The organism is Speluncibacter jeojiensis (genome assembly GCF_029589495.1).
GTDB lineage: Bacteria > Actinomycetota > Actinomycetes > Mycobacteriales > Mycobacteriaceae > Speluncibacter > Speluncibacter jeojiensis.
The window spans coordinates 48287-72949 of sequence record NZ_JAAIVF010000005.1 but is presented as its reverse complement, the minus strand read 5'-3'; the positions used below and the strand labels follow the sequence as shown (position 1 = coordinate 72949).

24 protein-coding genes and 1 tRNA gene are annotated in these 24663 nt (G+C 67.4%); 8 read left to right on the top strand and 17 right to left on the bottom strand.

What is annotated here, in order from left to right; all coding sequences use genetic code 11:
* Positions 1–140: 140 nt before the first annotated feature.
* Positions 141–213: transfer RNA gene (locus tag G4X40_RS15510), tRNA-Thr, on the bottom strand.
* Positions 214–315: 102 nt separating this feature from the next.
* Between G4X40_RS15510 and G4X40_RS15505 the strand changes: the two genes are divergently transcribed.
* From G4X40_RS15505 to G4X40_RS15485, 5 genes are read left to right on the top strand one after another with little or no spacing between them, the layout of a single operon-like run.
* Entirely contained in the window at positions 316–702 is a 387-nt protein-coding gene (locus tag G4X40_RS15505) for a nuclear transport factor 2 family protein (protein ID WP_277833745.1), read from the top strand.
* An 11-nt stretch (positions 703–713) separates the two neighbouring features.
* On the top strand, positions 714–2129 hold the full coding sequence (locus tag G4X40_RS15500) for a threonine/serine exporter family protein (protein WP_277833743.1): 1416 nt from the start codon (positions 714–716) through the stop codon (positions 2127–2129).
* 15 nt (positions 2130–2144) lie between these two features.
* Entirely contained in the window at positions 2145–2948 is an 804-nt protein-coding gene (locus G4X40_RS15495; RefSeq protein WP_277833741.1) for a class I SAM-dependent methyltransferase, read from the top strand.
* A 50-nt stretch (positions 2949–2998) separates the two neighbouring features.
* Positions 2999–3172 carry a hypothetical protein gene (locus tag G4X40_RS15490; protein WP_277833739.1) on the top strand — a complete coding sequence of 58 codons (174 nt, stop codon included), beginning with the start codon at positions 2999–3001 and terminating at the stop codon, positions 3170–3172.
* Positions 3173–3180: 8 nt separating this feature from the next.
* A complete protein-coding gene (locus G4X40_RS15485) occupies positions 3181–4605 on the top strand; it encodes an alpha,alpha-trehalose-phosphate synthase (UDP-forming) (RefSeq protein ID WP_277833737.1) in 1425 nt (474 codons plus the stop codon).
* A 68-nt stretch (positions 4606–4673) separates the two neighbouring features.
* Here G4X40_RS15485 and G4X40_RS15480 read toward each other — a convergent pair whose 3' ends face one another.
* The 12 genes from G4X40_RS15480 to G4X40_RS15425 form a co-directional block, all read right to left on the bottom strand.
* Entirely contained in the window at positions 4674–5315 is a 642-nt protein-coding gene (locus G4X40_RS15480; RefSeq protein WP_277833735.1) for a h domain protein, read from the bottom strand.
* Positions 5312–6151, bottom strand: a complete 840-nt coding sequence (locus G4X40_RS15475) for a tetratricopeptide repeat protein (protein ID WP_277833734.1) — start codon at positions 6149–6151, stop codon at positions 5312–5314. The genes G4X40_RS15480 and G4X40_RS15475 overlap by 4 nt, the downstream gene beginning before the upstream one ends.
* Positions 6152–6270: 119 nt before the next feature.
* A complete protein-coding gene (locus G4X40_RS15470; RefSeq protein ID WP_277833733.1) occupies positions 6271–7701 on the bottom strand; it encodes an MCE family protein in 1431 nt (476 codons plus the stop codon).
* Complete coding sequence (locus G4X40_RS15465) at positions 7698–8882, bottom strand: MCE family protein (RefSeq protein WP_277833731.1); 1185 nt, start codon at positions 8880–8882, stop codon at positions 7698–7700. The genes G4X40_RS15470 and G4X40_RS15465 overlap by 4 nt, the downstream gene beginning before the upstream one ends.
* A complete protein-coding gene (locus G4X40_RS15460; RefSeq protein ID WP_277833729.1) occupies positions 8882–10159 on the bottom strand; it encodes an MCE family protein in 1278 nt (425 codons plus the stop codon). Before G4X40_RS15460 ends, G4X40_RS15465 begins: the two co-directional genes overlap by 1 nt.
* Positions 10159–11316: an MCE family protein gene (locus G4X40_RS15455; protein ID WP_277833727.1), complete on the bottom strand. Its 1158-nt coding sequence runs from the start codon at positions 11314–11316 to the stop codon at positions 10159–10161. The genes G4X40_RS15460 and G4X40_RS15455 overlap by 1 nt, the downstream gene beginning before the upstream one ends.
* The gene (locus tag G4X40_RS15450) at positions 11313–12332 is read right to left on the bottom strand and encodes an MCE family protein (protein WP_277833725.1); all 1020 of its coding nucleotides are present in this window, start codon (positions 12330–12332) and stop codon (positions 11313–11315) included. The genes G4X40_RS15455 and G4X40_RS15450 overlap by 4 nt, the downstream gene beginning before the upstream one ends.
* An 8-nt stretch (positions 12333–12340) precedes the next feature.
* Entirely contained in the window at positions 12341–13516 is a 1176-nt protein-coding gene (locus G4X40_RS15445) for an MCE family protein (protein ID WP_277833723.1), read from the bottom strand.
* Between the two features lie 12 nt (positions 13517–13528).
* Positions 13529–14374, bottom strand: coding sequence for an MlaE family ABC transporter permease (locus G4X40_RS15440; protein ID WP_277833722.1), 846 nt, complete (start codon positions 14372–14374; stop codon positions 13529–13531).
* 4 nt (positions 14375–14378) lie between these two features.
* The gene (locus G4X40_RS15435; protein ID WP_277833721.1) at positions 14379–15143 is read right to left on the bottom strand and encodes an MlaE family ABC transporter permease; all 765 of its coding nucleotides are present in this window, start codon (positions 15141–15143) and stop codon (positions 14379–14381) included.
* A gap of 343 nt (positions 15144–15486) precedes the next feature.
* Complete coding sequence (locus G4X40_RS15430) at positions 15487–16395, bottom strand: 3-oxoacyl-ACP reductase (protein ID WP_277833719.1); 909 nt, start codon at positions 16393–16395, stop codon at positions 15487–15489.
* Between the two features lie 93 nt (positions 16396–16488).
* The gene (locus tag G4X40_RS15425) at positions 16489–16716 is read right to left on the bottom strand and encodes a ferredoxin (protein WP_408642221.1); all 228 of its coding nucleotides are present in this window, start codon (positions 16714–16716) and stop codon (positions 16489–16491) included.
* Positions 16717–16914: 198 nt separating this feature from the next.
* Here G4X40_RS15425 and G4X40_RS15420 point away from each other — a divergent pair, with 198 nt between their 5' ends.
* Complete coding sequence (locus G4X40_RS15420; protein ID WP_277833717.1) at positions 16915–18096, top strand: acyl-CoA dehydrogenase family protein; 1182 nt, start codon at positions 16915–16917, stop codon at positions 18094–18096.
* A gap of 26 nt (positions 18097–18122) precedes the next feature.
* The gene (locus G4X40_RS15415) at positions 18123–19241 is read left to right on the top strand and encodes an acyl-CoA dehydrogenase family protein (protein ID WP_277833715.1); all 1119 of its coding nucleotides are present in this window, start codon (positions 18123–18125) and stop codon (positions 19239–19241) included.
* Positions 19242–19346: 105 nt separating this feature from the next.
* On the opposite strand, the gene G4X40_RS15410 is transcribed toward G4X40_RS15415, so the two are convergent.
* Both G4X40_RS15410 and G4X40_RS15405 read right to left on the bottom strand, forming a co-directional pair.
* Entirely contained in the window at positions 19347–20465 is a 1119-nt protein-coding gene (locus G4X40_RS15410; protein WP_277833714.1) for an NAD(P)H-dependent flavin oxidoreductase, read from the bottom strand.
* Entirely contained in the window at positions 20465–22114 is a 1650-nt protein-coding gene (locus G4X40_RS15405; RefSeq protein ID WP_277834152.1) for an acyl-CoA synthetase, read from the bottom strand. Before G4X40_RS15405 ends, G4X40_RS15410 begins: the two co-directional genes overlap by 1 nt.
* Positions 22115–22190: 76 nt before the next feature.
* On the opposite strand from G4X40_RS15405, the gene G4X40_RS15400 reads away from it, so the two are divergent.
* Entirely contained in the window at positions 22191–23021 is an 831-nt protein-coding gene (locus G4X40_RS15400; RefSeq protein WP_277833712.1) for a crotonase/enoyl-CoA hydratase family protein, read from the top strand.
* Between the two features lie 48 nt (positions 23022–23069).
* On the opposite strand, the gene G4X40_RS15395 is transcribed toward G4X40_RS15400, so the two are convergent.
* Both G4X40_RS15395 and G4X40_RS15390 read right to left on the bottom strand, forming a co-directional pair.
* The gene (locus tag G4X40_RS15395; RefSeq protein ID WP_277833711.1) at positions 23070–23519 is read right to left on the bottom strand and encodes a nuclear transport factor 2 family protein; all 450 of its coding nucleotides are present in this window, start codon (positions 23517–23519) and stop codon (positions 23070–23072) included.
* Positions 23519–24553, bottom strand: coding sequence for an LLM class F420-dependent oxidoreductase (locus tag G4X40_RS15390; protein ID WP_277833710.1), 1035 nt, complete (start codon positions 24551–24553; stop codon positions 23519–23521). Before G4X40_RS15390 ends, G4X40_RS15395 begins: the two co-directional genes overlap by 1 nt.
* Positions 24554–24663: the final 110 nt, after the last annotated feature.

Genomic DNA, 24663 nt, shown 5'->3' with positions numbered 1-24663 from the left:
GACCGACTGAACGTGTTTCAGAAACAATCGGTCCGGGCAGGATCGGCGGTTGCCGGCGTGGTGTTCAGGCGTCCTCGACCATCGCGGAACACGTTGCAGGTGAGGAGCTGCGGATGATGTCGATCGGATCAAGAATTGAGAGCTGGAGAAGGGACTTGAACCCTCAACCGCCCGATTACAAGTCGGGTGCGCTACCAATTGCGCCACTCCAGCACCGGCCCGCGAGCGGACCTGCCTCATCCTATCGGCCGCGTCACCGACGCTCACACCCACATCAGGCTGTGGGCCGGACGCCGACCCACTAGCGTTGACCGCATGAGCACATCGGAGATCGCCACCGTCTTGGCATGGCACGACGCCCTCAACGACGGCGACCTGGACACCCTGCTCCAACTGTCCAGCGACGACGTCGAGATCGGCGCACCGCAGGGCGCGGCCCAGGGACTCGCCGCACTGCGCGACTGGGCCGACGATGCCGAGACCACACTGACCCCGGGCAGGATGTACGTCCACCACGGCGTGGTGGTGTGCGAGGAGACCGCCACGGGCGGGGTGGTGCCGGACACCGCGGGCGAGGGCGGAGTCATGGCGATCGCCTTCCGCGTCGTCGAGGACCATGTGGTCTCGGTGTTCGTCCACCCGAGCATCGACGGCGCACTGGCCGCCACCGGTCTCGAGCTCAGCGACCTCGTCGACAGCTGATCTCGGCCGGGATGCGATTGCCGCGCAACCCGTTCCGCCGCACCGGCAGACCCAGCCGGGCGACGGCGGACACGGTTGCGCCGCCGCCGTCTCCGCTGCGGCCGATCGACCTCACCGACGACGCGGAGGTCACCGCCGCGCTGCGGCTGTCGATGAAGGTCGGCGAGGTGTTGCTGGCCTCGGGTACCGGCGCGATGGACACGATGACGCAGATCGCGCAGGTCGCCGCCGCCTACGGGCTGACCCAGTGCGATGTCGAGGTCACCTACAACGCGATCTCGATCAGCGCCCGGCGTGGGCCTGTCCTGCCCCCGGTTTCGTCGATCCGGATCGTGCACTATCGCGCGCACGACTTCACCCGGCTCGCCGAGGTGGACCGGCTGATCCGGCGGTTGCGCCGCGGCGAGCTCACCGTCACCGAGGCGTATGAGCACCTCGACGCCATCACCGGGGCCCCGCACCCGTACGCACGGTGGCTCGCCACCGCGGCCTGGGCGGCGATGGCCGGATCGATCGCCGTGCTGCTGGGCGGCGGGGCGCTGGTCGCCGTCGTCGCGTTCCTGACCACGGTCGTCATCGACCGGACCAATCGCCGCCTCAACCGGCTGGGTCTGCCCTACTTCTTCCAGCACTTCACCGGTGGCGTGATCGCGAGCCTGCCCGCGGTGCTGCTGTTCACCCTGCACCTGGACATCCGGCCGTCGCTGGTCATCGCGGCCGGCGTGGTGGTGCTGTTGCCGGGCCTGTCGCTGGTCGGCTCGGTGCAGGACGCGATCACCGGCGCGCCGGTCACCGCCGGCGCCCGCTTTTTCGAGGTGATGGTGCTGACCGCGGGCATCATCGGCGGCGTGGCGGTCGCACTGCGGGTCGCATCCGGGCTCGGCACCACCCTGCCCAACGTCGCGCCGTCACAGTTCACCGGCAACCTGACCGAACTGCTGCCGAAGGTCGCCTCGGGCGCGTTCGCGGCCGCGTTCTACGCGCTGGCCTGCTACGCGGAACGGCGCGCCCTGCTGGTCGCGGGCCTGGCCGGCGCCACCGGCAGTCTGGTCGTGATCATCGTGCTGCACTTCGGCGTGGGGCCGGTTTTCGGATCGGCGTGCGCGGCCACCGTGGTCGGCTTGGCCGGCGGTCTGATGGCCCGCCGTGCGCTGACCCCGCCGATCGTCGTCGCAGTCGCCGGCATCACCCCGCTGCTTCCCGGCCTGACCGTCTACCGCGGGCTCTACGCGTTCATCAACGACCAACCGCTGACCGGGTTCTCCGAGCTGGCCTCGGCTACGGGCATCGGTGCCGCGCTGGCCGCCGGCGTCGTGCTCGGCGAATGGGTCGCCCGCACGCTGCGCCGGCCGCAGATCCTGCGGCCCGGAATGCTCGACCGCACCGGCCTTCGTCGCCCGATCAGTCCCCGCAGGCCCGGCCGGTGACGCACAATCGAAGCCATGAACGCGGCAGGCGCCCGCTTCACCGGCCATGGACATGCCCCGCACGGCCACTACGGCATCGACGCGCCGCTGATCCCGCTGAGCTATGCACTCGGCGCGGTCGTCGCTCTGGTGGTCGCCGCCTTCGCGGTGGCGCGTGGCTGGGGCGCCTCCCTGTGGACGCCGCTGGCCATCTGCCTGGCCCTGCTGGTGTGCGCCGCACTGTTCCTGCACGCCTCGCTGCGCGGAAAGCGCCGGGCATGGCGACAGCAACTCGACGAACTCGACCTGCAACCGGGCTGCCGGGTGCTCGACCTGGGCTGCGGGCGGGGCGCGGTGCTCATGGCGCTCGCCCATCGGATCGCGCCGCCCGGCCGCGCCGTCGGTGTGGATCTGTGGCACAACATCGACCAGTTCGGCAACGCGCCTGCCGCGGCCGAACACAATGCCGAGGTCGAGGGCGTCGAGGACCGGGTGCAGCTGTGCACCGGCGACATCACGGCGCTCCCCTTCGCCGACGACAGCTTCGACCTGATCGTGTCCAGCCTGGCGATCCACAACATCGCGGCCCCTCAGGACCGCACGACCGCGGTGCGGGAGGCGGTACGGGTACTGCGACCCGGCGGCACCCTGGCGATCATGGACCTGTCCTTCGCGCGCCGGTACCTCGATGCCCTCCGGGACCCGCCCATGCGGGATCTGCGGGTCCGTGACCTCGGCTGGCATATGTGGTGGACCGGTCCGTGGATGCGCACCTGGCTGGCCACCGCGACCAAAGCTGAATCGGAACAGGTGCCGGGAGGAGGCTCTCAAGTGGCATAGTCCGACCGTGCTCTCCTAGAGTCGCAGTACACACCACTGGAGGAAGCACCATGCCTGGCAAGACCACCGACGCCGACGTCCTCGCCGACGACGAACTCGAACCCCTTACCGACGAGACCGCCCGACAGGCCCAGCGCGTCGTCGCCGCCCACGCCGTCGACGCCGACGAGTGCCGGACGCTGCTGTCGATGCTCGGCATCGCGCCCGCGCCCAAGATCAACTAGCGGCGACGGTGAGTCCCACCGGCACGTCCGACTTCGTGGTGGTCGCCAACCGGCTGCCCGTAGACCTCGAGAAGCTCCCAGACGGCAGCACCCGATGGAAGCGGAGTCCCGGTGGGCTGGTCACCGCCCTCGAACCGATCCTGCGTAGCAACCGCGGCGCCTGGGTGGGCTGGCCCGGCGTGCCCGACGTCGAGGTCGAGCCGATTGTCGAGGAGGGGCTGCAGCTGCATCCGGTGCCGCTGAGTTCGGCAGAGCTGTCGAACTACTACGAGGGCTTCTCCAACGCCACCCTGTGGCCGCTCTACCACGACGTGGTGGTCAAGCCCGTGTACGACCGCGACTGGTGGAACACCTATGTCGAGGTCAACCGGCGCTTCGCCGAGGCCACCGCGGCCACCGCCGCGCAGGGCGCCACCGTCTGGGTGCAGGACTACCAGCTCCAGCTGGTCCCGAAGATGCTGCGGATGCTGCGGCCCGATGTGACCATCGGCTTCTTCCTGCACATCCCGTTCCCCCCGGTGGAACTGTTCATGCAGTTGCCGTGGCGGCGGGAGATCATCGAGGGCCTGCTCGGCGCCGACCTGATCGGCTTCCACCTGCCCGGCGGGGCCGAGAACTTCATGTATCTCGCCCGCAATCTACTGGGCTTGAACACCACCCGCGCCTCGATCGGCACCCGCTCGCGCTTCGGTGAGATCAACGTCGGTTTCCGCTCGGTACGCGTCGGCGCCTTCCCCATCTCGATCGACTCCAGCGGTCTCGACGAGCTCGCCCGCAGCCGGGCCGTCCGTAACCGCGCCGCGGAGATCCGCCGCGAACTGGGCAACCCGGAGCGCATCATGCTCGGCGTCGACCGGCTCGACTACACCAAGGGCATCGACATCCGGCTGCGGGCGATCCGCGAACTCCTCGAGGAGGACCGGCTCGATCCCGCGCAGAACATCATGGTGCAGTTGGCCACCCCCAGCCGGGAACGCGTCGAGCACTACGTGCGGATGCGTAGCGCCATCGAGGAGCAGGTCGGGCGCATCAACGGCGAGTACGGACAGGTCGGGCACCCGGTCGTGCACTACCTGCACCGTCCGATCGACCGGCACGAGCTCATCGCGTTCTTCGTCGCGGCCGACCTCATGCTGGTCACCCCGTTGCGCGACGGCATGAACCTGGTGGCCAAGGAGTACGTCGCCTGCCGCAGCGACCTCGGCGGCGCCCTGCTGCTCAGCGAATTCACCGGCGCGGCAGCGGAATTGCGCCAGGCCTATCTGGTGAACCCGCACGATCTCGACGGTGTGAAGAACACCATGATCGAGGCGTTGACCCAGGACCGCGAGGAGGGTCGCCGGCGGATGCGGTCGCTGCGGCGCCAGGTGCTCGCCTACGACGTGGACCGCTGGGCCCAGTCGTTCCTCAGCGCGCTTCGCAACGGGCGCTGACGCATTCGGGCGCCGCACCCGGTCCGTTGACGGAACCGGGTGAGGCGCCCGAATGGTGCGAGCTGTCCTTAGATGGTCTCGAGCCCGCCGACGAGCCAGTTGCCGTCGACCTTCTTCATGTCCATCTTGATCCGGCTCGGGGTGAACGACGCGTTGGGTCCGGTGTTGCCGTTGGCGATCTGGTTGACGAACAACAGCACCACCGCCGAGTCCGGGGTGGTCGAGATCGGTGCCTGACCGACCACGATCGCCTTGACCGTGAGCTGCTTCTCCTTCGCCGCCGGCACCACCTGTTGCTTGACCAGGGTGTCGAACTGCTTCTTGAAGTCGCCGGTCAGCCCGTTGCTGGCGGCGGCCATCTCCTTCTCGACGTTCCCGTAGTCGTACGAGAACATCTTCTCCGCCTGCGCCTTCGCCGCACTCGTGGCATCGGTGCGTGCCTGCTCGGCCTGGTTGACCTGGTAGTGGTTCCAGCCGAGGTAGGCCACGCCGCCCGCGAGCGCGAGCACCAGGACCGCCACGACCGACGCGAGGAGGACCTTGCGACGATTGCGGCCCGCGGGCGCGGTATCGGCGACCACGACGTCATCGGCACTCACGGTGTCACCGCCGACGGCATCCGCACTCGCGGCGTCGGCGTTCACGGCTTCCGGACCGACCACACCGTCCGCGGGCGATTCCTGCTCCGTCTTCTGCTGCTCATCGCTCATGACATCACGTATTCCATGTCCGACACCGTCATCCGGTGGCCGTCGTCGGTGACCGTCACGCGCAACCGGTAGTCGCGCTGAGAGGCCTGCGGCGACGCCTTGTTGGTCACCTCGGACGAGCCGACCACCAGCACGCGCGCAGTGTTACCCGAGATGTCCTGCAGCGCAGCCTGGATCACGTTGCCCTTCGAGTTGACCTCCGCCTCCTTGACGATGTTCACGAACTGATCGCGGTTGGAGTTGAACTGGTCGTAGAAGCTGCCGCTGGCGTTGTCCAGGATCCGCTTGACGTCCGCATCCGCGGAGTCCTTCTGGATGTTGAGCGTGTTCAGCACTTCCTGGGTGGCCGTGGCGATGTACGCGTTGCGTTTCGCCTCGAGCTGGTTGTGCTGGTGGTTCTCCCACAACAGCCAACCGCCGGTGCCCAGCACTGCGAGCACGACGATCACCAGAGCGGCCGCACCACCACGACGAGAGAACACGAATGCTCGTGCACCGCGGGAGATCCGGCGGATCCGCGACGGCTTCGCCACACCGTCTGCGCTCTCACCGTCGGGACTCTCGCCTTCTGGATTCCCGCCTTCCGCACCCTCGATGTCGACGGACTCCGCCGGCAAGGACTCCATCGGCGACGACTCCCCCGGCACGGCCTCGGCCGCCCCGGACTCCCCACTCGCGGATTTGGCGAGCGACACCGCGGGCGCGTCGGCCGGAGCGGGCGCCTCGACCGGCGCCGCATCCGACTGGGCCGAAGCGGCCCGCTGCCACGGCGACCCACCGGGCGATTCCGCGGCTGCGCCGGCCGACTCCGCAGACTTCTCCGGAGCCGACTTCACCGGAGCCGCCTCTGCCGCTGACTGCTTCGCATCCGCGGGCGGCGGACCGGCCCTGCGGACCGCACGCCGCCGCGTCTTCTTACCGGTGTCGGACCTACCGGCGTCCGGACTGTCCTGCACTACCCTGTCGGGCTCGTCATCATGGCCTGCCACGACATTCCCTTCTCGGAGGACGTGCCTCCGGACGCGGTCTGGACCAGTCCACGATCCGCGTAGATGTTTCCGTCAGGTCCAACGTACCGGCCCGTGCCGGGGTCATAGGTTGCGGTGTCGTACGTCGGCTTGGTCGTCGACGACGCCGGCTGCGCCGGGGCGGCACCCGAACCCGCGACCGGCTGCGGCGGCCCGAACGGCGGGTTGGTGCCCTCCGGCACGTATCCGCGCGGGTCATCACACTCCGCGGGCGTCGCGGCGCGCTTGCCCGGGTGATCCATACACGGCAGGTTACGTGCACCACGCACCACCGACGGATCGTTCTGCGGCGCCTTGCAATACAGGCCATCCGGGGTGTTCGGCACGGACAGATCGCTCGGCGACCGCCGCTGGTCCGCCGGCAGGTAGCCGGTCGTGCAGGCGGGCGGCGCGTTGAGCTCGAGGTGGAAGTCGAGCGGCAGCATGTTGTCGTGGGTGGCCGAGTACTGCACCAGCGTCTGCAGCGCCGCGGTCAGGGCCGGGTAGACCACCAGCAACTGCTGGATCGAGGCGTTGTACGTCACGCCCACCTGCCCGACGCTGATCAGGTTCGACAGCAGGATCGGCAGTGTCGGCTTGATGTCCTGCATCAGCTGGGTCGCCTGCTGCATCGCCGCCGGCGACTTCTCGATCAGCGAACGGATGTCCGGGTCGGACTTGCGCAGCTGCCCGGTCACCGAGGCGAGGTTCTTCGTCCACTGCCGGATCGCGTCGCTGGACACCTCCTGCGTGTTCAGCAGCGGGCCCAGTTGTGCCAGCAGGGTCTTCGTCGGATCGGCGCTCTTGGTGGCCTCGTCGACGAACGCGTGGGTCGACTCGATCAGCTTGTGCAGGTCGGGTCCGGCCCCGTTGAACGCCAGGAACGACTCGTCGATGACCGTGTTGAGCTGATCCTTCGGCACGCTCGCCAGCAGCGCGTTGGCCTGGTCCAGGATCGGGCCGATCGCGTCGGGCATCTGCACCGCGGACTGCGGGATGACCGAGCCGTCCTTCAGGTACGGCTTGCTGTCGGTCTTCGGCAGGAACTCCACGTACTGCTCGCCGATGGCCGAGACACTGCGGATCTGTACCAGCGTGTCCTTGGGGATGTGCACGTCGCTGTTGATCGACAGCTTCGCGTCCACACCCTTGTCGGTCAGGTCGACCGCGGTCACCTTGCCGACGTTGTTACCGCGGTAGGCGACGTTCGCGTACTTGTACAGACCGCCTGCCTGCGGCATCTGCACGGTCACCTCGTAGCGGCCGACGCCGAACAGCGCGGGCAGGTGCACGTAACTCAGCGCCATCACCGACACACCGATGATGGTGAGCACCAGGAAGATCGCCAGCTGGATGCGGACGAAGCGAGTGAGCATCATTTGCCTGCTCCTGTCGCCGGCGGGCCGTAGTTGTCCTGCTGTCCGGGCTTCGCAGCCGTCGGGTCATTGGGTTCGAAGGGATTGCCCTTCTGCCCGCTGGCGCCGCCGAACGCGCCCATGATCCCGTCCATGCCACCGAGATTCGCCGCCAACGGCGTCCCCATGAACATGCTCTTCTGGATCCGGTTCACCGTCAGGTCTGCAGTCTCGTAGAGGTTCGTGTAGTCGCCCTTGAGCGCGTTGAACAGCACGTGCATGGGGAACGGGAACGTGAAGATCACGCTGAGCGAGTTCACCAGGCCGTTACCGGCGTTGGCCAGCGAATCCAGGATCGGTCCGAGGTTCTTGATGTTCGCCTCGAGGTCGCTCCGGCTCTGCGTGAGCACCTGGTTGGCCAGTCCGCTGAAGTTCCCGAGACTGTCGAGCGCGTCCGACAGGTTCTTCTTCTGCTGCGCCAGTACGTCGGTCGCCGGCGCGAGGTCCGTGAGCGCCTTGTCCAGGACGTTGTTCTGCTGCGCGACGGTGCCGCCGAGCCGGTTGAGCCCGTCCATCGCGGCGACGATCTGTCCACGCTGCCGATCCAGACTGCCCACGATGTTGTTCAACTGCGGCAACAGGTCTCGGATCGATCCCTGGTTGCCGTCCAGCGCCGCGTTCAGTTCCGTGGTGATGTCGTGGATCTGCGCGATCCCACCACCGTTGAGCACCACCGACAGCGAGGACAGCGTCTGCTCCGTCGTCGGCGCGGCGGTCGACCGGTTCAGCGGGATCAGGTCGCCGCCCTTGAGCGTGCCCTGCGGCGCGATGCCGACGGGCGGCGCCAGCTCGAGGTATTGCGACCCGAGCAGACTCGCCTGACCGACCATCGCGGTCGCGTTGCCCGGCAACTGCGTGCCCGGGTTCAGCGACACCTTGACCACCGCATGCCAGTTCTTGTCCAGCGTGATGTCGCGGATGCTACCCACCGTCACGTCGTGGATCTTGACCGGCGAGTTCTGCGTCAGGGTACCGACCGACGGCATCACCGCGGTGACGGTGAAGGAGCCGTCGCCGGTGCCCTGCGTGCCCGGCATCGGCAACGAGTTCAACCCGTTCCAGTTGCAGGCGCTGATGGCCAGCGTGGAGGCCACGGCCGCGGCGCACAGCGCGATCCGGCGGCCCTTGGCGAAGGCGCTCTTCATCACTTCGTCCCCCCTGACGGCACCAGCAGTCCGGGCAGTCCGGATGCCGGCACCCGCTGGATGTTCGCCTGCGACGCCGGAGTTCCGTTGGGCGGCAACTGCGGATCGGGGATGTGCGGCACGTTCTTCAGGCTCGGATCCGTGTACACGACCTGGTTGGGCAGGGCCGTGACGCCGGTGAGCGGGTTCGTCCCGATCGGCGGGTAGTTCATCTTGATGGTGTTCAGCACCGGCCCGAGCTGCTGCCGGCACAGGTCCACGTCCTGGTCCACGGTCTTGCCGTCCTGGCCGGCCATCGCGCCGCAGATCATGTCGACCGGGTTGGCCAGGTTGTTCAGCGCGATCGCACCGGTGAAGGTGCCCTGGGCCGGCTGATAGATGTTGTAGAAGTTGACCAGCGAGGTCGGGGCCGCGTGCAGGATCTTCTCCAGCTGCCCCTTCTTGTCGGCGAGCACCTGGGTCACATCGGCCAGATGCTGCACCGACTTGCTCAGGCCCTCACGGTTGTCCGTCACGAAGCGCTGCACGTTGGCGACCGCCACGTTCAGGTCCTTCAGCGAACCCTCGAGCTGCTGGTTGCTGTTCGCCAGGACCTGCGACACGGAGGCCAGGTGCCCACCGAACTGCACGATCTGCTCGTTGCTCGCCGACAGCGCGCTGACGAACGCCTGCAGGTTGCGCACCGTCGAGAACAGGTCGGTCCGGCCGTCGGACATGATCTTCATCGTCTGCGACAGCTGCTTGAGCGTGTCGCGGATGCGCTGGCCGTTGCCGTCCAGGTTTTCCGCGGCCGTACCGATGAACTTGTTCAGCGCACCCGGGTCGTCGCCCTCGGGTCCGAGAGCAGTCGACAGCTTGTCGAGTTCCTTCTTGATCTCGTCCCACTCGACCGGAACCGCGGTGCGGCTCAGGGGAATCGTCCCGCCGTCGGCGAGCGCCGGCCCGGAGTTGTAGGTCGGGGTCAACTGCACGAACCGCGACGAGACCAGCGACTGGGCCACGATGATCGCGTTGGCATCGGCCGGGACCTTGACGTCCTTGTCGACGCTCATGACCATTTTGACCTGCGTGCCCATCGGCTGGATCGAGTCGATCGACCCGACCTTGACCCCGAGCACCCGCACGTCGTCACCCTTGTAGATGCCGGTCGTGGTCGGGAAATAGGCGACGATCTTGTTCTGCTGGTTGCCGGGCCAGACGTAGTAGATGCTGATACCCAGCAGCACGACCAGCACTGCCGCGATTCCGCCTTGCAGCAACTTCTTGCGGTTACGCATCAGCGACCTCCCGTTCCACCGGACGCACCGTCACCGGACGCGGGCTTCGGCGCCGCACCGTTGCCGGAAGCCGGCTTCGGCTTCGCCGTGCCGTTCGCGGGCTTCGCCGCCGGCGGTGTCTTGTTCGCGTTGGCCCGCAGGAACGGCTTGAGCCAATCGGTGTTGGGTAGTCCCTGGGGACCGAGGTTGACCAGGTTCTGCACGTAGGCCTGGAAGTACGGACCACTGCCCACCGACTCGCCCAGCGCGTACTCGTACTTGGTCACGCCGTCGAGTGACTGGCCGATGTTGTCCCGGTTCTTCTCCAGGATCGCCAGCACGCTGTTGAGCTTGTCCAGCGTCGGCTTCATCTGCTGCTCGTTGTCCTGCACGAAGCCGGTCAGCTGGCGGGACACCGCCCCGATGTTGACGATCAACTCGTTGAGCACCTGCTTACGGTCGTCGAGTTGCGAGAACAGCGAATTGCCGTCGACGACGAGCGCGTTGAGCTGGTCGCTGCGCTTGGCGAGCACCCCGGTCACGCCGTTGGCGTTCTTGAGCAGCTCCTTGAGGCTTTCGTCGCGCTTGTTCAGCGACTCCGAGAGCGCGGTGACCCCGTCGAGCGCGGAACGCAGCTCCGGAGGCGTGTCCTTGAGCGAGTCCGAGAAGGCCGACAGCGACTTGTTCACGGTCTTCGTGTCGATCGCGCTGATCGTGTCGGTCAGGTCGCCGAGCGCGCTGTTGAGCGAGTAGGGAGTGGTGGTCCGGGTCGTCGGGATCACCTGGTCCTTGGTCAGCTTGCCCTGTCCCTCGGGCCGGACCCGCAACTCGCGCTTGCCCAGCAGCGAGGCGGTCTTGATGTCGGCGGCGGTGTCGTCGCCGAGCTTGATGTCCTTGTCGACGGTGAAGGTGGCGACCACCTGATTGCCGTCCAGCGCGATGCCGCGGACCGTGCCGACCTTGATGCCGGCGACCACCACGTCGTCACCCGAGGCCAGCCCGGCCGCATCGGTGAAGGCCGCCTGATAGGTGGCGCTGGAGTTGAGGAACGGCAGCCGGTCGTACTGCAGCGATGCGAGCACGACCAGGAAGGTCAGCACCAGTCCGACCACCGCGATCGGAACCGGGTTCATGTCGCGGAAGCGCGGCATCTCACGGATACGACTCAAGCGACTCATGGCGCACACCTCCCCGTCTTCTGCTCATGCATCACGAGCGTCATCGGCTTGCCGCCGAGCCCGTCGAACTGGAACGCCATCTTGCAGACATAGAAGTTGAAGAACGATCCGTAGGAACCGACCCGCACCAGCTGCCGGTAGGCGGCCGGCATGTTCTCGAGCACCCAGTTCAGTTCCTTCTGCGACGAATCCGCGTTGAGCACACTCATGGTGCGGTTCAACTGATTGACGTCGTCCTTGATGTTCGGCCGGGTGTCGGTCAGCAGCGAGGCCAACGTCCCCGTCGCGTGATCGATGTCGGTCAGCGAGTTCGCCACCGGGTCCCGGCTCGCCGCCAGCTGGCTGATCACCTGCTGCAGGTTGTTGATGATGTCCGAGAACTGGTCGTTGTGCTTGTCGACGGTGCCCAGCACTGTGTTCAGGTTGTTGATGACCTCACCGATAAGCTGGTCCCGGTCGGCGAGCGTCTTGGTGAACTCGCTGGTGCCGCTGAGCAGCGACACCAACGTGTTGCCCTGACCCTGCAGCACCTGCAGCAGCGACGCGGCCAGCCTGTTGACCTGGTCGGGGTCGAGCGCGCTGAACAGCGGCTTGAACCCGCCGAGCAGCACGTCCAGATCGAGCGCCGGTGCGGTCTGCGAGGCCGGGATGGTCCCGCCCGCCCCGAGTTCCTTGGCCGAGCCGGGCGCCTGGGTCAGTTCCAGGTACCGGTCGCCGGTCAGGTTCTCGTACCGCACGTCCGCGTGTGTGCTCTGCAGCAGTGGGTACTTGGCGTCGGCGTTGAAGTTGACGGCCGCCTGGTCGACCCCGTTGATGGAGACACCGGTGACGCTGCCGACGACGACCCCGGAGATCCGGACCTTGTCGCCCTTTTTGAGTCCCGAGGCATCCGAGAACACTGCGTGGTAACCCTTGGTGTCGCCGGAACGGTATTGGCTGAACACCACGACGAGCCCGGCGAAGATCAGCACCATCACGGTGGCGAAGACAAGCAGTTTGATAGTTGTAGCGCGCATTGTCGTCCTCACCAACTGAATCCCGGAGGAGGCGGACCGAGCAGGAACGCCCACAGCGACGGGGTGTTCACGCGCGGCTTGGTCACCGTCGGGTTCACACCGGAGTCCGTGACCACGTACGGGGCGTTCTTGGTCGGATCGACCCAGGGCAGCCCGTAGCAGTTCGGCGCGTTCTTGGCGTTCACCTTCGGCAGGTTGGTCTTGTAGCTGTAGGGCGGGGCACCGAGCAGGAAGCCCGACACCAGGTTCAGGCCCGGCTGCGAACCACCGAACGCCTTGTTCGCCTGTGGCAACGCGTTGCTCAGACCGTCCAGGAAGCAGGTCAGTACCTCGTGGTACTGGCTCACCAGTCCGGTCGTCGGGGTCAGCAGGTTCGTCGCCGACACCAGCTTCTGGCCGCTCGAGTTCATCAGGTCACTGCCCGTGTTGGCCAAGCCGATCACGTTGAGCAGCAGCGTGTTGAAGTTGTCCTTCTCGTCGGTGATCGTGTTGCCGAACGCGGTGCCGTTGTCGAGGATCTTCATCACGTCCGGCGCGGCGCCGGCGTAGATGTCGCTGACCCGGGCGGCCTTCCTGATGTCCGTCTCCAGTGCCGGCAGGCTCGGGCTCATGTCGGCCAGGTATTTGTCCGCCTTGACCAGCGTCTCGCCCAGCGGCTTGCCCTGCCCCTGCAGCGCGGTCGAGATGGCGCCGAGGGTCGCGTTGAGCTTCTCCGGTTGCACCGCGGTGAGCACCGACTGCAGGTTCTGGAACAGCGTGTTGAACTCGACCGTGACGTTGTTCGCGCCCACGGTCGCGCCCGGCTGCAGGTGATCTGGGGACGGATCCTTCGGCTCCGAGAAGTTCACGGTCTTCGCGCCGAACACGGTGGTGGAGGCGATGTCCACCTTCGCGTTCGACGGGATCAGGCTGAGCTTCGACGGATCCATCGCCAGGTCGAGCACCGCGCCGCCGAGGTCCTGGCGGACGTCCTTGACGTGCCCGACGACGACGCCGCGCATCTTGACCTTCGCGTCCTTCTCCAGCACCAGGCCGGATCGGTCAGCGGTGACGGTGACCGGCACCGTGGAGGTGAAGCCCCCGGCGAACATCGTGAAGGCGATCGCGACGATGCCGGCCATCCCGGCGACCAAGATGAAGGCCGCCAGCTTGTTGTGTTGCCGCTTACCTGCGGGTGCACTCATCTACGTCTCCCCCTATCCCGACAAGTTGAAGTTGCCGGACGTGCCGTAGATGGCCAACGAGATCAGCAGTGTCACCGTGACGACACAGATCAGTGATGTTCGTACCGCATTGCCCACGGCCACACCGACTCCCGCAGGACCGCCGCTGGCCGTGTAGCCGTAGTACGTGTGCACCAGCATCACCACGATCGCCATGGCGATCGCCTGGAAGAACGACCAGAGGATGTCGGTCGGGATCAGGAACGTGGAGAAGTAGTGGTCGTACACGCCGCCGGACTGCCCGTAGATCTGCACGGTCGCGAACCGGCTGGCGAGGAACGAGGCGATGACCGCGAGCGAGTACAGCGGGATGACGGCGATCATGCCGGCGACCACGCGGGTGCTGACCAGATAGCGGACCGAGTGGATCGCCATCGCCTCGAGCGCGTCGATCTCCTCGCTCACGCGCATGGCGCCGAGTTGCGCGGTCGAACCGGCGCCGATAGTGGCTGCCAGGCCGATACCCGCGATGACCGGCGCGGCGATGCGCACGTTGATGAACGCGGACAGGAAGCCCGTCAGCGCTTCGACACCGATGTTGCCGAGCGAGCTGTAGCCCTGGATCGCGATGACGCCGCCGGACATCAGGGTCAGGAAGCCGACGATCACGACGGTGCCACCGATGACCGCGAGCGCACCTGTGCCCATGCTGATCTCCGCGATCAGGCGCAGGGTCTCGCGGCGGTAGTGCATGACCGCGCGGGGCGCGTGCGCGATCGCCTGCCAGTAGAAGCGTGCCTGCTCGCCGAGCCTGTCGACCCAGTCCGACGTGTGCTGAATCCGCCGCCGGGTGCGCGGGAACTTCATTGCCAATGCCATGAGGTCAGCCCGCCGTTACCTTGATGCCGACCGCGGTGAGGATGACGTCGATGACGAACAGCGCCATGAAGGCGAACACGACGGTCTCGTTGACCGCGTCGCCCACACTCTTCGGTCCGCCCTTGACGGTCAGGCCCTTGTAGCAGGCCACCAGGCCGGCGACCAGGCCGAACAATCCGGCCTTCACCTCGGACAGGATCAGATCGGGCAGGTGGGTGAGCAGCGTGATGCCGTTGACGAACGCACCGGGGTTGACACCCTGGAGGAACACCGAGAAGACGAAGCCACCGAAGATGCCGATGGTCGACACCATCGCGTTGAGCAGCAGGGCCACGATCATCGACGCATAGACGCGCGGCACGACCAGTCTCTTGACCGGGTCGATGCCGAGGACTTCCATCGCGTCGATCTCTTCACGAATCGTTCTGGCACCCAGGTCCGCACAGATCGCCGTCGCACCCGCGCCGGCGACGATGAGCACCGTCACCATCGGGCCCACCTGGCTGATCGTGCCGAACGCCGCGCCCGCGCCGCTGAGGTCGGCGGCGCCGATCTCCCGGAGCAGGATGTTGAGCGTGAAGCTGACCAACACGGTGAACGGCACGGCCACCAGCACCGTGGGGATCATCGACACTCGCGCGATGAACCACGACTGCTCGATGAACTCCCGTACCTGCCACGGCCGGGCGAACGTGAACCGGAAGGTGTCCAGCGACAACGCGAAGAATCCACCGACGGCGCGAGTCGGCACGACAAGGAGGTTCTTCACCAGCCCTCCTCCCAATCGTCAGCGGTCCGCTCAGACCGTACAGGTTGTGTGTTCGACTTCACGGACGCCGTGCGCCGGTTTGTGATCCGGGCCATAGTAACTAGAACGTGTTCGCGAGTCAAAGATGCAAGAAAGTGCAGTTGAGACCGCAGATTGCGGCCTATAACAGATACAAGTTTCACGGCCAAATAGACTGTGTAGATCACAATCCGGGCCCAGGAAACCGAGATGATCGTCGCACGACACCCCGCGCCCGGTCGCACCGGGCGCGGGGTGTCGTACCTGAAGACTGCGCGTGGAATCGCGCGAGATGACACGGAAGAACGCCGAGGCCGCAGCGGCCTCAGTCCAGCTTGAGCGCCTGCGACGCGGAGAAGGTCTTCTCCGGATCGCGATCGGCGAAGTACCCGCCCATCTCGCCGGCCAACGCCTCCGGCGACCAGCTCACTCCGGACGCGTCGAAACGCCGCTCGACGGTCGGGGCCGCCATGAGTGCGACCATCGGCCCGTAGACCACGAAGACCTGCCCGTTGACCGCCGCCGCGGACGGCGAGGCGAGGTAGGACACCAAGTTGGCGACATGCTCGGGAGCCAGCGGATCGATCTCACCCTCGGGAGCATCCCCGAAGACGCCGGCCGTCATGTCGGTCCGCGCCCGCGGGCAGATCGCGTTGGCGGTGACGCCGTACCGCGACAGGCCACGCGCGGCCGACAACGTCAGCGCAGTGATGCCCGCCTTCGCGGCGCCGTAGTTGGGCTGCCCCGCGGGGCCGAGCAGGCCCGCCTCCGAGGAGGTGTTGATCAGGCGGCCGAAGACCGGTGCGCCCGCCTCCTTGGACTTGTTGCGCCAGTAGGTGGCCGCGTTGCGACTGAGCAGGAAGTGGCCGCGCAGGTGCACCTTGAGCACCAGGTCCCATTCCTCGTCGCTCATCGAGAACAGCATCTTGTCGCGGCAGATGCCCGCGTTGTTGACGACGACGTCCACCGAGCCGAAGCGCTCGAGGGCGGTGTTCATCATCGCGTCCGCGGTGGAGCGCTCGCCGACGTCGCCCGCGACGAAAGCGCCCTTCGAGCCGACCGATTCGATCTCGGCGAGGGTCTGCGCCACATGGTCGCCGTCGGCGATGTCGTTGATCACCACCGACGCGCCCGCCCGTGCCAGTCCGACCGCTTCGGCCCGTCCGAGCCCTGCGCCCGCGCCGGTGACGATCGCGGTCTTGCCCTCCAGGCTCACTACTTCATTGCTGCTCAACGGTCACAGGCCCTCTCGGATCAATTCGCGCACAGATCAATTCGCGCATGATGTGGATCACTGTAGAACCTGTTCCTGTTTGAGGCAAGGATGTCAGTGCGCGCTCAGCGCATTCTTGGGGCAACGGTCGATCGCCTTGAGCACCCGCGCCTCGAGCTCGGCCGGCACCTGCTCGACCTTGATCTGCAGCTCCTCGTTGTCGTCCAGCTCGAACACCGTCGGCGCCAGTCCGCAGCACACCGCGTTGGCCTCGCACAGGTCCCTGTCGACCCTGACCTCCATGAACACTCCCATCAACGTGATCGACCGTTCGCCGGGCATCGAAACGCGGCTCCGGAAATTCCGCATTAAGACTAGAACGCGTTACACCCGTATGCAATGATCGGAGCAGCGAACGGCGGGCAGCCGCGCACGCGCCGCGGCGCGGACCTCGACGCCACCGCCCTCGAGCCCCCTTCCATCACTAGAACGCGTTGCAGGACTGTCCATTCTGGTCGCCGGGCAGCGCCAGGAGGTCACATGCGGATCACGTACACGCCGGAGCAACAAGGACTCCGCGAGGAACTGCGCGCGTACTTCGCCAAACTCATCACGCCGGAGCGCCGCGAGGCACTGAGCAGCACCTCGGGCGAGTACGGCTCCGGAACCGTCTACCGCGACATCGTGCGGGAGATGGGCCACGACGGCTGGCTCGCACTGGGGTGGCCGACCGAATACGGCGGCCAGGCACGCTCGGCGCTCGACCAGCTCATCTTCACCGACGAGGCCGCCATCGCCGGCGCGCCCGTGCCGTTCCTGACGATCAACTCGGTCGCGCCGACGATCATGCACTTCGGAACCGAGGAGCAGAAGAAGTTCTTCCTGCCGAAGATCGCCGCGGGCGAGTTGCACTTCTCGATCGGCTACTCCGAGCCGGGTTCCGGCACCGACCTGGCCAGTCTGCGCACCCACGCGGTCCGCGACGGAGACGACTACGTCATCAACGGTCAGAAGATGTGGACCTCGCTGATCGCCTACGCCGACTACGTCTGGCTGGCCTGCCGGACCGACCCGAATGCCAAGAAGCACCGCGGCATCTCGATGCTCATCGTGCCGACGACCGCCGAGGGCTTCTCCTACACCCCCGTGCACACGATGGCCGGCCCCGACACCAGCGCGACCTACTACCAGGACGTGCGCGTTCCCACGTCGGCACTCGTCGGCGAGGAGAACGGCGGCTGGTCGCTGATGACCAACCAGCTCAACCACGAGCGCGTCGCACTGGTGTCGGCGGCGCCGATCCAGGGCTGCCTGCGCGAGGTCATCGAGTGGGCGCAGAACACCAAGCTAGGCGATGGCCGGCGGGTCATCGACCAGGAGTGGGTCCAGATGAACCTGGCCCGCGTGCACGCCAAGGTCGAGTACCTCAAGCTGATGAACTGGGAGATCGCCTGGAGCGTCGAGAACGCGCCGAGCGCCGGCGACGCCTCCGCCTGCAAGGTCTACGGCACCGAGTTCGCCACCGAGGCCTACCGTCTGCTGATGGAGGTCCTCGGCCCCAACGCATATCTGCGGCAGGACTCGAAGGGCACGCTGCTGCGCGGCCGGGTCGAGCGCATGCACCGGTCGTCGCTGATCCTGACCTTCGGCGGCGGTACCAACGAGGTCCAGCGCGACATCATCGCGATGACCGCCCTCGGCCAGCCCGCAGCCAAGCGCTGAGCCCGCACACACCCGGAGGAGCATCCATGGACTTCACCCTCACCGAGGCCCAGCAGGACCTCGCCCAACTGACGCGGAGCATCAGCGAGAAGCTCTGCACCACAGAACGACTCACCGAACTCGACGGCGTCGAGGACCGATTCGACCGGCCGCAGTGGCAGGCCCTCGCCGCCGCCGACGTGCTCTCCGCCGCACTGCCCGAGTCCGTCGGCGGCGGCGGGCTGGGCATCCTCGAGCAGTGCTCGATCCTGCGCGAGCTGGGGCGCACGCTCGCCCCGGTCCCCTATCTGGCGTCGATCGTGATGGCAGCCGACGCGCTCGCCGAGTTCGGCGACGAGCCCCAGCGCGAGTGGGCGGCCAAGGCCGCCACCGGCGCCGCGGTGCTGACCGTCGCACTGGACGAGGAGCCGGGCGGCGACCCGTCCGCACCGGTCACCACCGCCGAGAAGACCTCGGACGGTTGGGTTCTCACCGGATTCAAGACGACGGTCGCCGCAGCGCCGATCGCCGACCTGATCCTCGTGCCCGCCACCACGCCGGACGGGGTGACCGTGTTCCTGGTCCAGCCCGGCGACGCGGGCGTGCACATCGAGCGGCAGATCTCCGTCGACTACTCCAGCGAGGGCTCCGTCGAACTGACCGGCGTCCACCTCGGGGCCGACCGGATCCTCGGCGACGCCGGCGCGGGCAAGGCGATCGTCGACCGGATCGTCGCGCGCGGCACGGTCGGGCTGAGCGCACAGCAGCTCGGCACGCTCGAGCGGTCGCTGGAACTGGTCAGTGCCTACGCCCGCGAGCGTGAACAGTTCGACCGTCCGATCGGCAGCTTCCAGGCGGTCGCACAGCGGCTCGCCGACGCGTTCATCGACATCAAGGGCGTGCGGCTGTCCATGTGGCAGGCAGCGTGGAGCCTGAGCGAGGGCCTGCCCGGCGACGAGGAGATCCGCACCGCCAAGTTCTGGGCCGCGGACGCCGGACACCGTGTGGCGCACACCGTGATCCACGTCCACGGCGGTGTCGGCCTGGACCGTGACCACCCGGTGCACCGCTACTTCCTGGCCGCCAAGCACGCCGAGTTCGCGCTCGGCTCGGCCAGTGAACAGCTGCGCCGGCTCGGCGCGCACCTGGCCGCCGTGCCCGCCTGATCGACGGCTTCCCGACGCAAATCGGCCGGATTCCGTGATTGCCACGGGATCCGGCCGATTCGTGTCGGGTTCGGCGCACGCTCGACGCTGCGCCGGGCCCGGCTGTTACTTCTTCATGCCGTCCAGACGCGCGACGGTCCGCTCGAACTCGCCGACCAGATCTGCCATCGAATCGGCGACCGGGCGGATCTCGTTCATCCGGCCGACGATCTGGCCGGCAGGCATCGCCACGACCTCGGGATCGGTCGACGCCGCGATCCGCTGATGCGCCTCGGAGACCAGCAGGTTCTGCAGCGGCATCGGCAGTGCGTCCGGCGCGCCGGGCTTCTGCCAGGCCTCGGTCCACTTGGTCTTGAGCAGTCGCGCGGGCTTTCCGGAGTAGATCCGGGTGCGCACGGTGTCCGACGACGTCGCGGCCAGCAGCGCCCGCTGGATCGTCGACGGCCCCTCCCCTGACGCGCTGCCGAGCTTGTACTCGGCAGCGGTGAGCCAGTAGGACCCCATCCACACTCCGCTCGCGCCCAGACTCAGCGCCGCGGCGACCTGCCGGCCGCTGCCGATGCCGCCGGCCGCCAGCACCGTCGCGGAATCGCCTACCGCGTCGACGATCTCGGGGACGAGCACCATCGACGCGATCTCGCCGGTGTGACCGCCCGCCTCGTAGCCCTGGGCGATGACGATGTCGACGTCGTTCTCGACGTGACTGCGCGCATGCGCGACCGCGCCGGCCAACGCCGCGACCGGAACTCCCGCCGCGTGCGCCTCGTCGATGATGTCCTTCGGCGGGGAGCCGAGCGCGTTGGCGATGAGCGCCGGGCGATGCTTGAGGGCGACGTCGACCTGCGCCCGCGCGACCGAGTGCAACCAGCCCAGCACGCCGGCGGCGTGCTCGACGTCGTCCGACAGCGGCGGCACGCCCAGCTCGTCGAGGGTGCGGTTCACGAACGCACGATGCTCGGCCGGGATCAACTTGTCGAGATCGACGGACGAGCCCTCGGTCGGCACCTTGGCCGGCATGACCACGTCGATGCCGTACGGCTTGCCGTCGGTGTTCTCGTCCATCCAGTTCAGCGTGGCGTCGAGTTCGTCGGCGTCGTTGAACCGCACGCAGCCGAGCACACCCAGGCCGCCCGCGCGTGAAATCGCCGCCGCCACATGCTCGGACGGGGTGAAGCCGAAGATCGGGTATTCGATCCCGAACCTGTCGGCCAGGTCGTTGTGCATCAGGAATCCTTCTCGCTCACGTAGTGCTCGTCGGCGTCGCGTTCCTGGGTCTGTGCCTTCGCCCACTTGTAGTCGGGCTTGCCGGCCGACGAGCGCTTGATCTCGTCGACGAACCACAGGCTGCGCGGCACCTTGTAACCCGCGATCTCCCGGCGCGCCGCGGCATTGATCTCGGCCAGGCGGGGGCGGGCACCGTCACGGGTGGACACGACCGCGGCGACCCGGTTGCCCCACCGCTCGTCGGGGACACCCACCACGAGTGCATCGAAGACTTCGGGGTGAGTCTTGATCGCGCCCTCGACCTCTTCGGGGTAGATCTTCTCGCCGCCGCTGTTGATCGACGCCGACCCGCGGCCGAGCATCGTCACGGTACCGTCCGCCTCGACCGTCGCATAATCGCCCGGAATCGAGTACCGCACACCGTTGATCACACGGAAGGTCTTCGCGGTCTTCTCTTCGTCCTTGTAGTATCCGACCGGGATGTGACCGCTGCGGGCGAGCAGGCCGACCTTGCCCGAGCCGGGCTCGACCTTGTTGCCGTCGTCGTCGAGGACGACCGTCGACGCGTCGATCTTCACCCGCGGGCCACCGGTGTGCTCGAAGCCCTTGGTGATCGCGGCCAGACCGCCGAAGCCCGTCTCCGAGGAGCCGATCGAGTCGGTGATCATCGTGTTCTGCAGCAGATCGAGGAACTCCTCCTTGATCGCCGGCGAGAACAGCGCGGCGCTGGAAGCCATCGCATAGAGCGTCGACAGGTCGTACGGCGCGCCCGTTTCGGGGTTGCCCTGCTTGAGCGCGTCGAGCATCGGCCGCGCCATCGCGTCGCCGGTGATGAAGATGAGATTGATGCGGTGCCGCTCGATGAGCTGCCAGACGGTGTGCGCATCGAATTCAGGGTGCAGCACCAGGGTTCCGCCCCCGAACAGGCTGTGGAACACCGCCGACTGGGAGCCGCCGTGGATCATCGGCGGGATCGGGAACCGGACCATCGCGGGGTTGGCGGCACCGACCTTCGCCAGCTCCCACTCGTCTTCCACCCGCTCACCGGTGACGAAGTTGGTGCCGCCGCCGAGCACGCGCCACCAGTCCTCGTGCCGCCAGAGCACGCCCTTGGGCATACCGGTGGTGCCGCCGGTGTAGAGCATGAAGATGTCGTCGGGGCTGCGCTCGCCGAAGTCGCGCGCGGGCGACCCCTCCGACAGTGCCTGCTCGTACTCGACGCCGTCGAAGGACGCGTAGTCCAGGCCCGACTCGTCGTCGACGACCACGACCGTCTGCACCAGCGGGGTCTGCGGCAGCACGTTGGCGACCTTGTCGACGTAGCGGCGCTCGACGATCAGCGCGACCATGTCGGAGTTCTCGAAGATGTACTGCAACTCGTTCTCGACGTACCGGAAGTTGACGTTGACCATCACCGCGCGGGCCTTGAACACGGCCACCATCGCCTCGATGGCCTCGACGATGTTGCGGCAGTAGATGCCGACCTTGTCGCCCGGCTTCACGCCGTGGTCCTGCAGGTAGTGAGCCAGACGGTTGGTCCGCTCCTCCAACTGCGCATAGGTGAACTCGCGCGTGCCGTCCATCAGCGCCAGGCGGTCCGGGTTCAGGTCTATTGAGTGCTCTACGAAGTCAGCAATGTTGAGGGCCACGTCCACAAAGTAGAACGTGTTACCGTTCACGGCAAGAGCAATTTGAGATCTGATTCACACGAGTTCGGAGCCGCCGATGCCCACGTCCGAAACCGCCGCCCCGCCGTCGGCCACCGAACAGCGCGAGCCGCACTGCCTGGTGGAGAAGCGCGGCCACGTGCTGATCGTGACGATGAACCGTCCAGAGGCCCGCAACGCGCTGTCCGGCGAGATGATGTCGATCATGACCCAGGCCTGGGATCAGATCGACGAGGACCCGGACATCCGCGTCGCGATCCTCACCGGCGCGGGCGGCACCTTCTGCGCCGGCATGGACCTGAAGGCGATGAACCGCAGTGCCCCCGGCGATGCGTTCGCCAAGGGCAGTCTCGACCCGACCCGGCTGCCCGCCCTGCTCAAGGGCCGCCGGCTGACCAAGCCGCTGATCGCCGCGGTCGAGGGCGCCGCCATCGCCGGTGGCACCGAGATCCTGCAGGGCACCGACATCCGCGTCGCCGCCGAGAGCGCCCGCTTCGGTGTGTCCGAGGCGAAGCTGGGTCTGTTCCCGCTCGGCGGATCGGCCGTCCGGCTGGTCCGGCAGATCCCGTACACCGTCGCCGCGGAGATCCTGCTCACCGGCCGAACGGTCCCGGCGCCGGAGGCGAAGGAACTCGGCCTGATCGGGCACGTCGTCCCCGACGGCCAGGCACTGACCAAGGCCCTCGAGATCGCCGAGCGGATCGCCGCGAACGGCCCGATCGCCGTGCAGGCGATCCTCAAGACCATCCGCGTCACCGAGGGCATGCACGAGGAGGAGGCGTTCGCGATCGAGGCCGAGATCGGCGCCGAGGTGTTCAAGAGCGACGACGCCAAGGAGGGGCCGCGCTCGTTCGCCGAGAAGCGCACACCCCACTTCACCGGTAGGTGAGGGAACCGGCCGGGGCCGCCGCTCTTGCGGACGCACCCCGGCCGGTTCTCATCGCTGCGAGGCTTCCCCGCCGGGCGCATTGTGGAAGAACGACAGTTCTTCTCGTCGATGCGTGATGCGCCAGCCGGCCTCGGTGCGCACCAGGTCGTCGACGTACCAGAGGCCGACGAACATCACCCGCTTCTGCCCGGACCCGCTGTCGAGCACCATCGGGTTGTGGCAGATGGTCCGCGCGGTCGCACTGTCACCGTCGATACGGATCCGGCTCGCCCCGATCATGTGCTGGAAGCCGGCGAACCCGGACAGTGCGGTCGCCAGGAACTCCTTGATCTCGGACGGCTTCGCGGCGATGCCCCCGGTCGCGGTGTAGTCGATCACCGCGTCCGAGGTGAAGATCGCGTCGAGGGCCGACCAGTCGCGGGTGTCGATCGCGTGGCAATAGTCGACCAGCAGGTCCTCGATCTCCATCCGATCGGAGATCTCCTGGAGCGACTTCACTACAGGACCGCGTCCGCGAGGGCCCGCACCTGTCCGGCGTCACGGCAGGTCACCAACAGCATGGTCACCCCGGCGCGCTCCCACTCGGCGACCTCGCGGCGCACCTCGGCGGCCGTGCCGACGATCATCGTCTCGGCGACCATCTCGTCCGGGATCGCTTGCGCCGCTTCGTCCTTTCGCCCGGACTGGAACAGCTCGATCACCTTCTCGACGACCGTGTCGTAGCCCATCCGGCGATAGACCTGCGCGTGGAAGTTCAGCTCGGGCGCCCCCATGCCTCCCACGTACAGTGCGACGATCGGCTTCATCCCGGCGATCACACCGGCCCGGTCGTCGGTGATCACCACCTGGCAGGTCGCGGCGACCTCGAAGTCCTTCCGGCTGCGCCGGGCGCCGGGGCGCGCGAACCCCTCGTCGAGCCACTCGTTGTACATCGGCGCCAGTCGCGGCGAGTAGTAGATCGCGAGCCAGCCGTCGCCGATCTCGGCCGCCAGCGCGACGTTCTTCGGCCCCTCTGCGCCCAGCCAGATGGGCAAGTCGGCGCGCAGCGGGTGGGTGATCGGCTTGAGCGGCTTGCCCAGGCCGAGCGCGCCGGCACCCGAGTACGGCAGCGGGTAGTGGACGCCGGGGTTGGTCACCGGCGCCTGTCGGGCCAGCACGTCCCGCACGATCCCCACGTACTCGCGTGTGCGGGCGAGCGGCTTGGCGAACGGTTGCCCGTACCAGCCCTCAACCACCTGCGGACCCGAAACACCCAGGCCCAGAATGAATCTGCCGCCAGTGAGGTGGTCCATCGTGAGCGCGTGCATGGCGCATCCGGCGGGGCTGCGGGCGGAAAGCTGCGCCACGGAGGTGCCCAACCGCATCCGTTCGGTCCCCGACGCCCACCACGCCAGCGGCGCGAACGCGTCGTTGCCCCACGACTCCGCCGAGAACACCGAGTCGAACCCGGCCTCCTCGGCAGCCGCGACCAGTTCCGGAACGTTCGTCGGAGGCTGCGCCCCCCAGTACCCGAGTTGCAGTCCGAGCTTCATCGTCAGTGCTCCCTTCGGTCGCCTGTGGGTGAGTTGCGGGGCCCCGCCCCCGCAACTCACCCACAGGTGACTCTTGCCGTCTTAGTTAGAACCTGTTCTACTCGAAGTCG

Bases quoted from the DNA above. Each gene is read 5' to 3' on its own strand.
- G4X40_RS15505 (WP_277833745.1), top strand. From the start codon at position 316: ATGAGCACATCGGAGATCGCCACCGTCTTGGCATGGCACGACGCCCTC.
- G4X40_RS15500 (WP_277833743.1), top strand. From the start codon at position 714: ATGCGATTGCCGCGCAACCCGTTCCGCCGCACCGGCAGACCCAGCCGG.
- G4X40_RS15495 (WP_277833741.1), top strand. From the start codon at position 2,145: ATGAACGCGGCAGGCGCCCGCTTCACCGGCCATGGACATGCCCCGCAC.
- G4X40_RS15490 (WP_277833739.1), top strand. From the start codon at position 2,999: ATGCCTGGCAAGACCACCGACGCCGACGTCCTCGCCGACGACGAACTC.
- G4X40_RS15480 (WP_277833735.1), bottom strand. From the start codon at position 5,315: ATGAGCGATGAGCAGCAGAAGACGGAGCAGGAATCGCCCGCGGACGGT.
- G4X40_RS15470 (WP_277833733.1), bottom strand. From the start codon at position 7,701: ATGATGCTCACTCGCTTCGTCCGCATCCAGCTGGCGATCTTCCTGGTG.
- G4X40_RS15465 (WP_277833731.1), bottom strand. From the start codon at position 8,882: ATGAAGAGCGCCTTCGCCAAGGGCCGCCGGATCGCGCTGTGCGCCGCG.
- G4X40_RS15460 (WP_277833729.1), bottom strand. From the start codon at position 10,159: ATGCGTAACCGCAAGAAGTTGCTGCAAGGCGGAATCGCGGCAGTGCTG.
- G4X40_RS15455 (WP_277833727.1), bottom strand. From the start codon at position 11,316: ATGAGTCGCTTGAGTCGTATCCGTGAGATGCCGCGCTTCCGCGACATG.
- G4X40_RS15450 (WP_277833725.1), bottom strand. From the start codon at position 12,332: ATGCGCGCTACAACTATCAAACTGCTTGTCTTCGCCACCGTGATGGTG.
- G4X40_RS15445 (WP_277833723.1), bottom strand. From the start codon at position 13,516: ATGAGTGCACCCGCAGGTAAGCGGCAACACAACAAGCTGGCGGCCTTC.
- G4X40_RS15440 (WP_277833722.1), bottom strand. From the start codon at position 14,374: ATGGCATTGGCAATGAAGTTCCCGCGCACCCGGCGGCGGATTCAGCAC.
- G4X40_RS15425 (WP_408642221.1), bottom strand. From the start codon at position 16,716: ATGCCCGGCGAACGGTCGATCACGTTGATGGGAGTGTTCATGGAGGTC.
- G4X40_RS15420 (WP_277833717.1), top strand. From the start codon at position 16,915: ATGCGGATCACGTACACGCCGGAGCAACAAGGACTCCGCGAGGAACTG.
- G4X40_RS15415 (WP_277833715.1), top strand. From the start codon at position 18,123: ATGGACTTCACCCTCACCGAGGCCCAGCAGGACCTCGCCCAACTGACG.
- G4X40_RS15410 (WP_277833714.1), bottom strand. From the start codon at position 20,465: ATGCACAACGACCTGGCCGACAGGTTCGGGATCGAATACCCGATCTTC.
- G4X40_RS15400 (WP_277833712.1), top strand. From the start codon at position 22,191: ATGCCCACGTCCGAAACCGCCGCCCCGCCGTCGGCCACCGAACAGCGC.
- G4X40_RS15390 (WP_277833710.1), bottom strand. From the start codon at position 24,553: ATGAAGCTCGGACTGCAACTCGGGTACTGGGGGGCGCAGCCTCCGACG.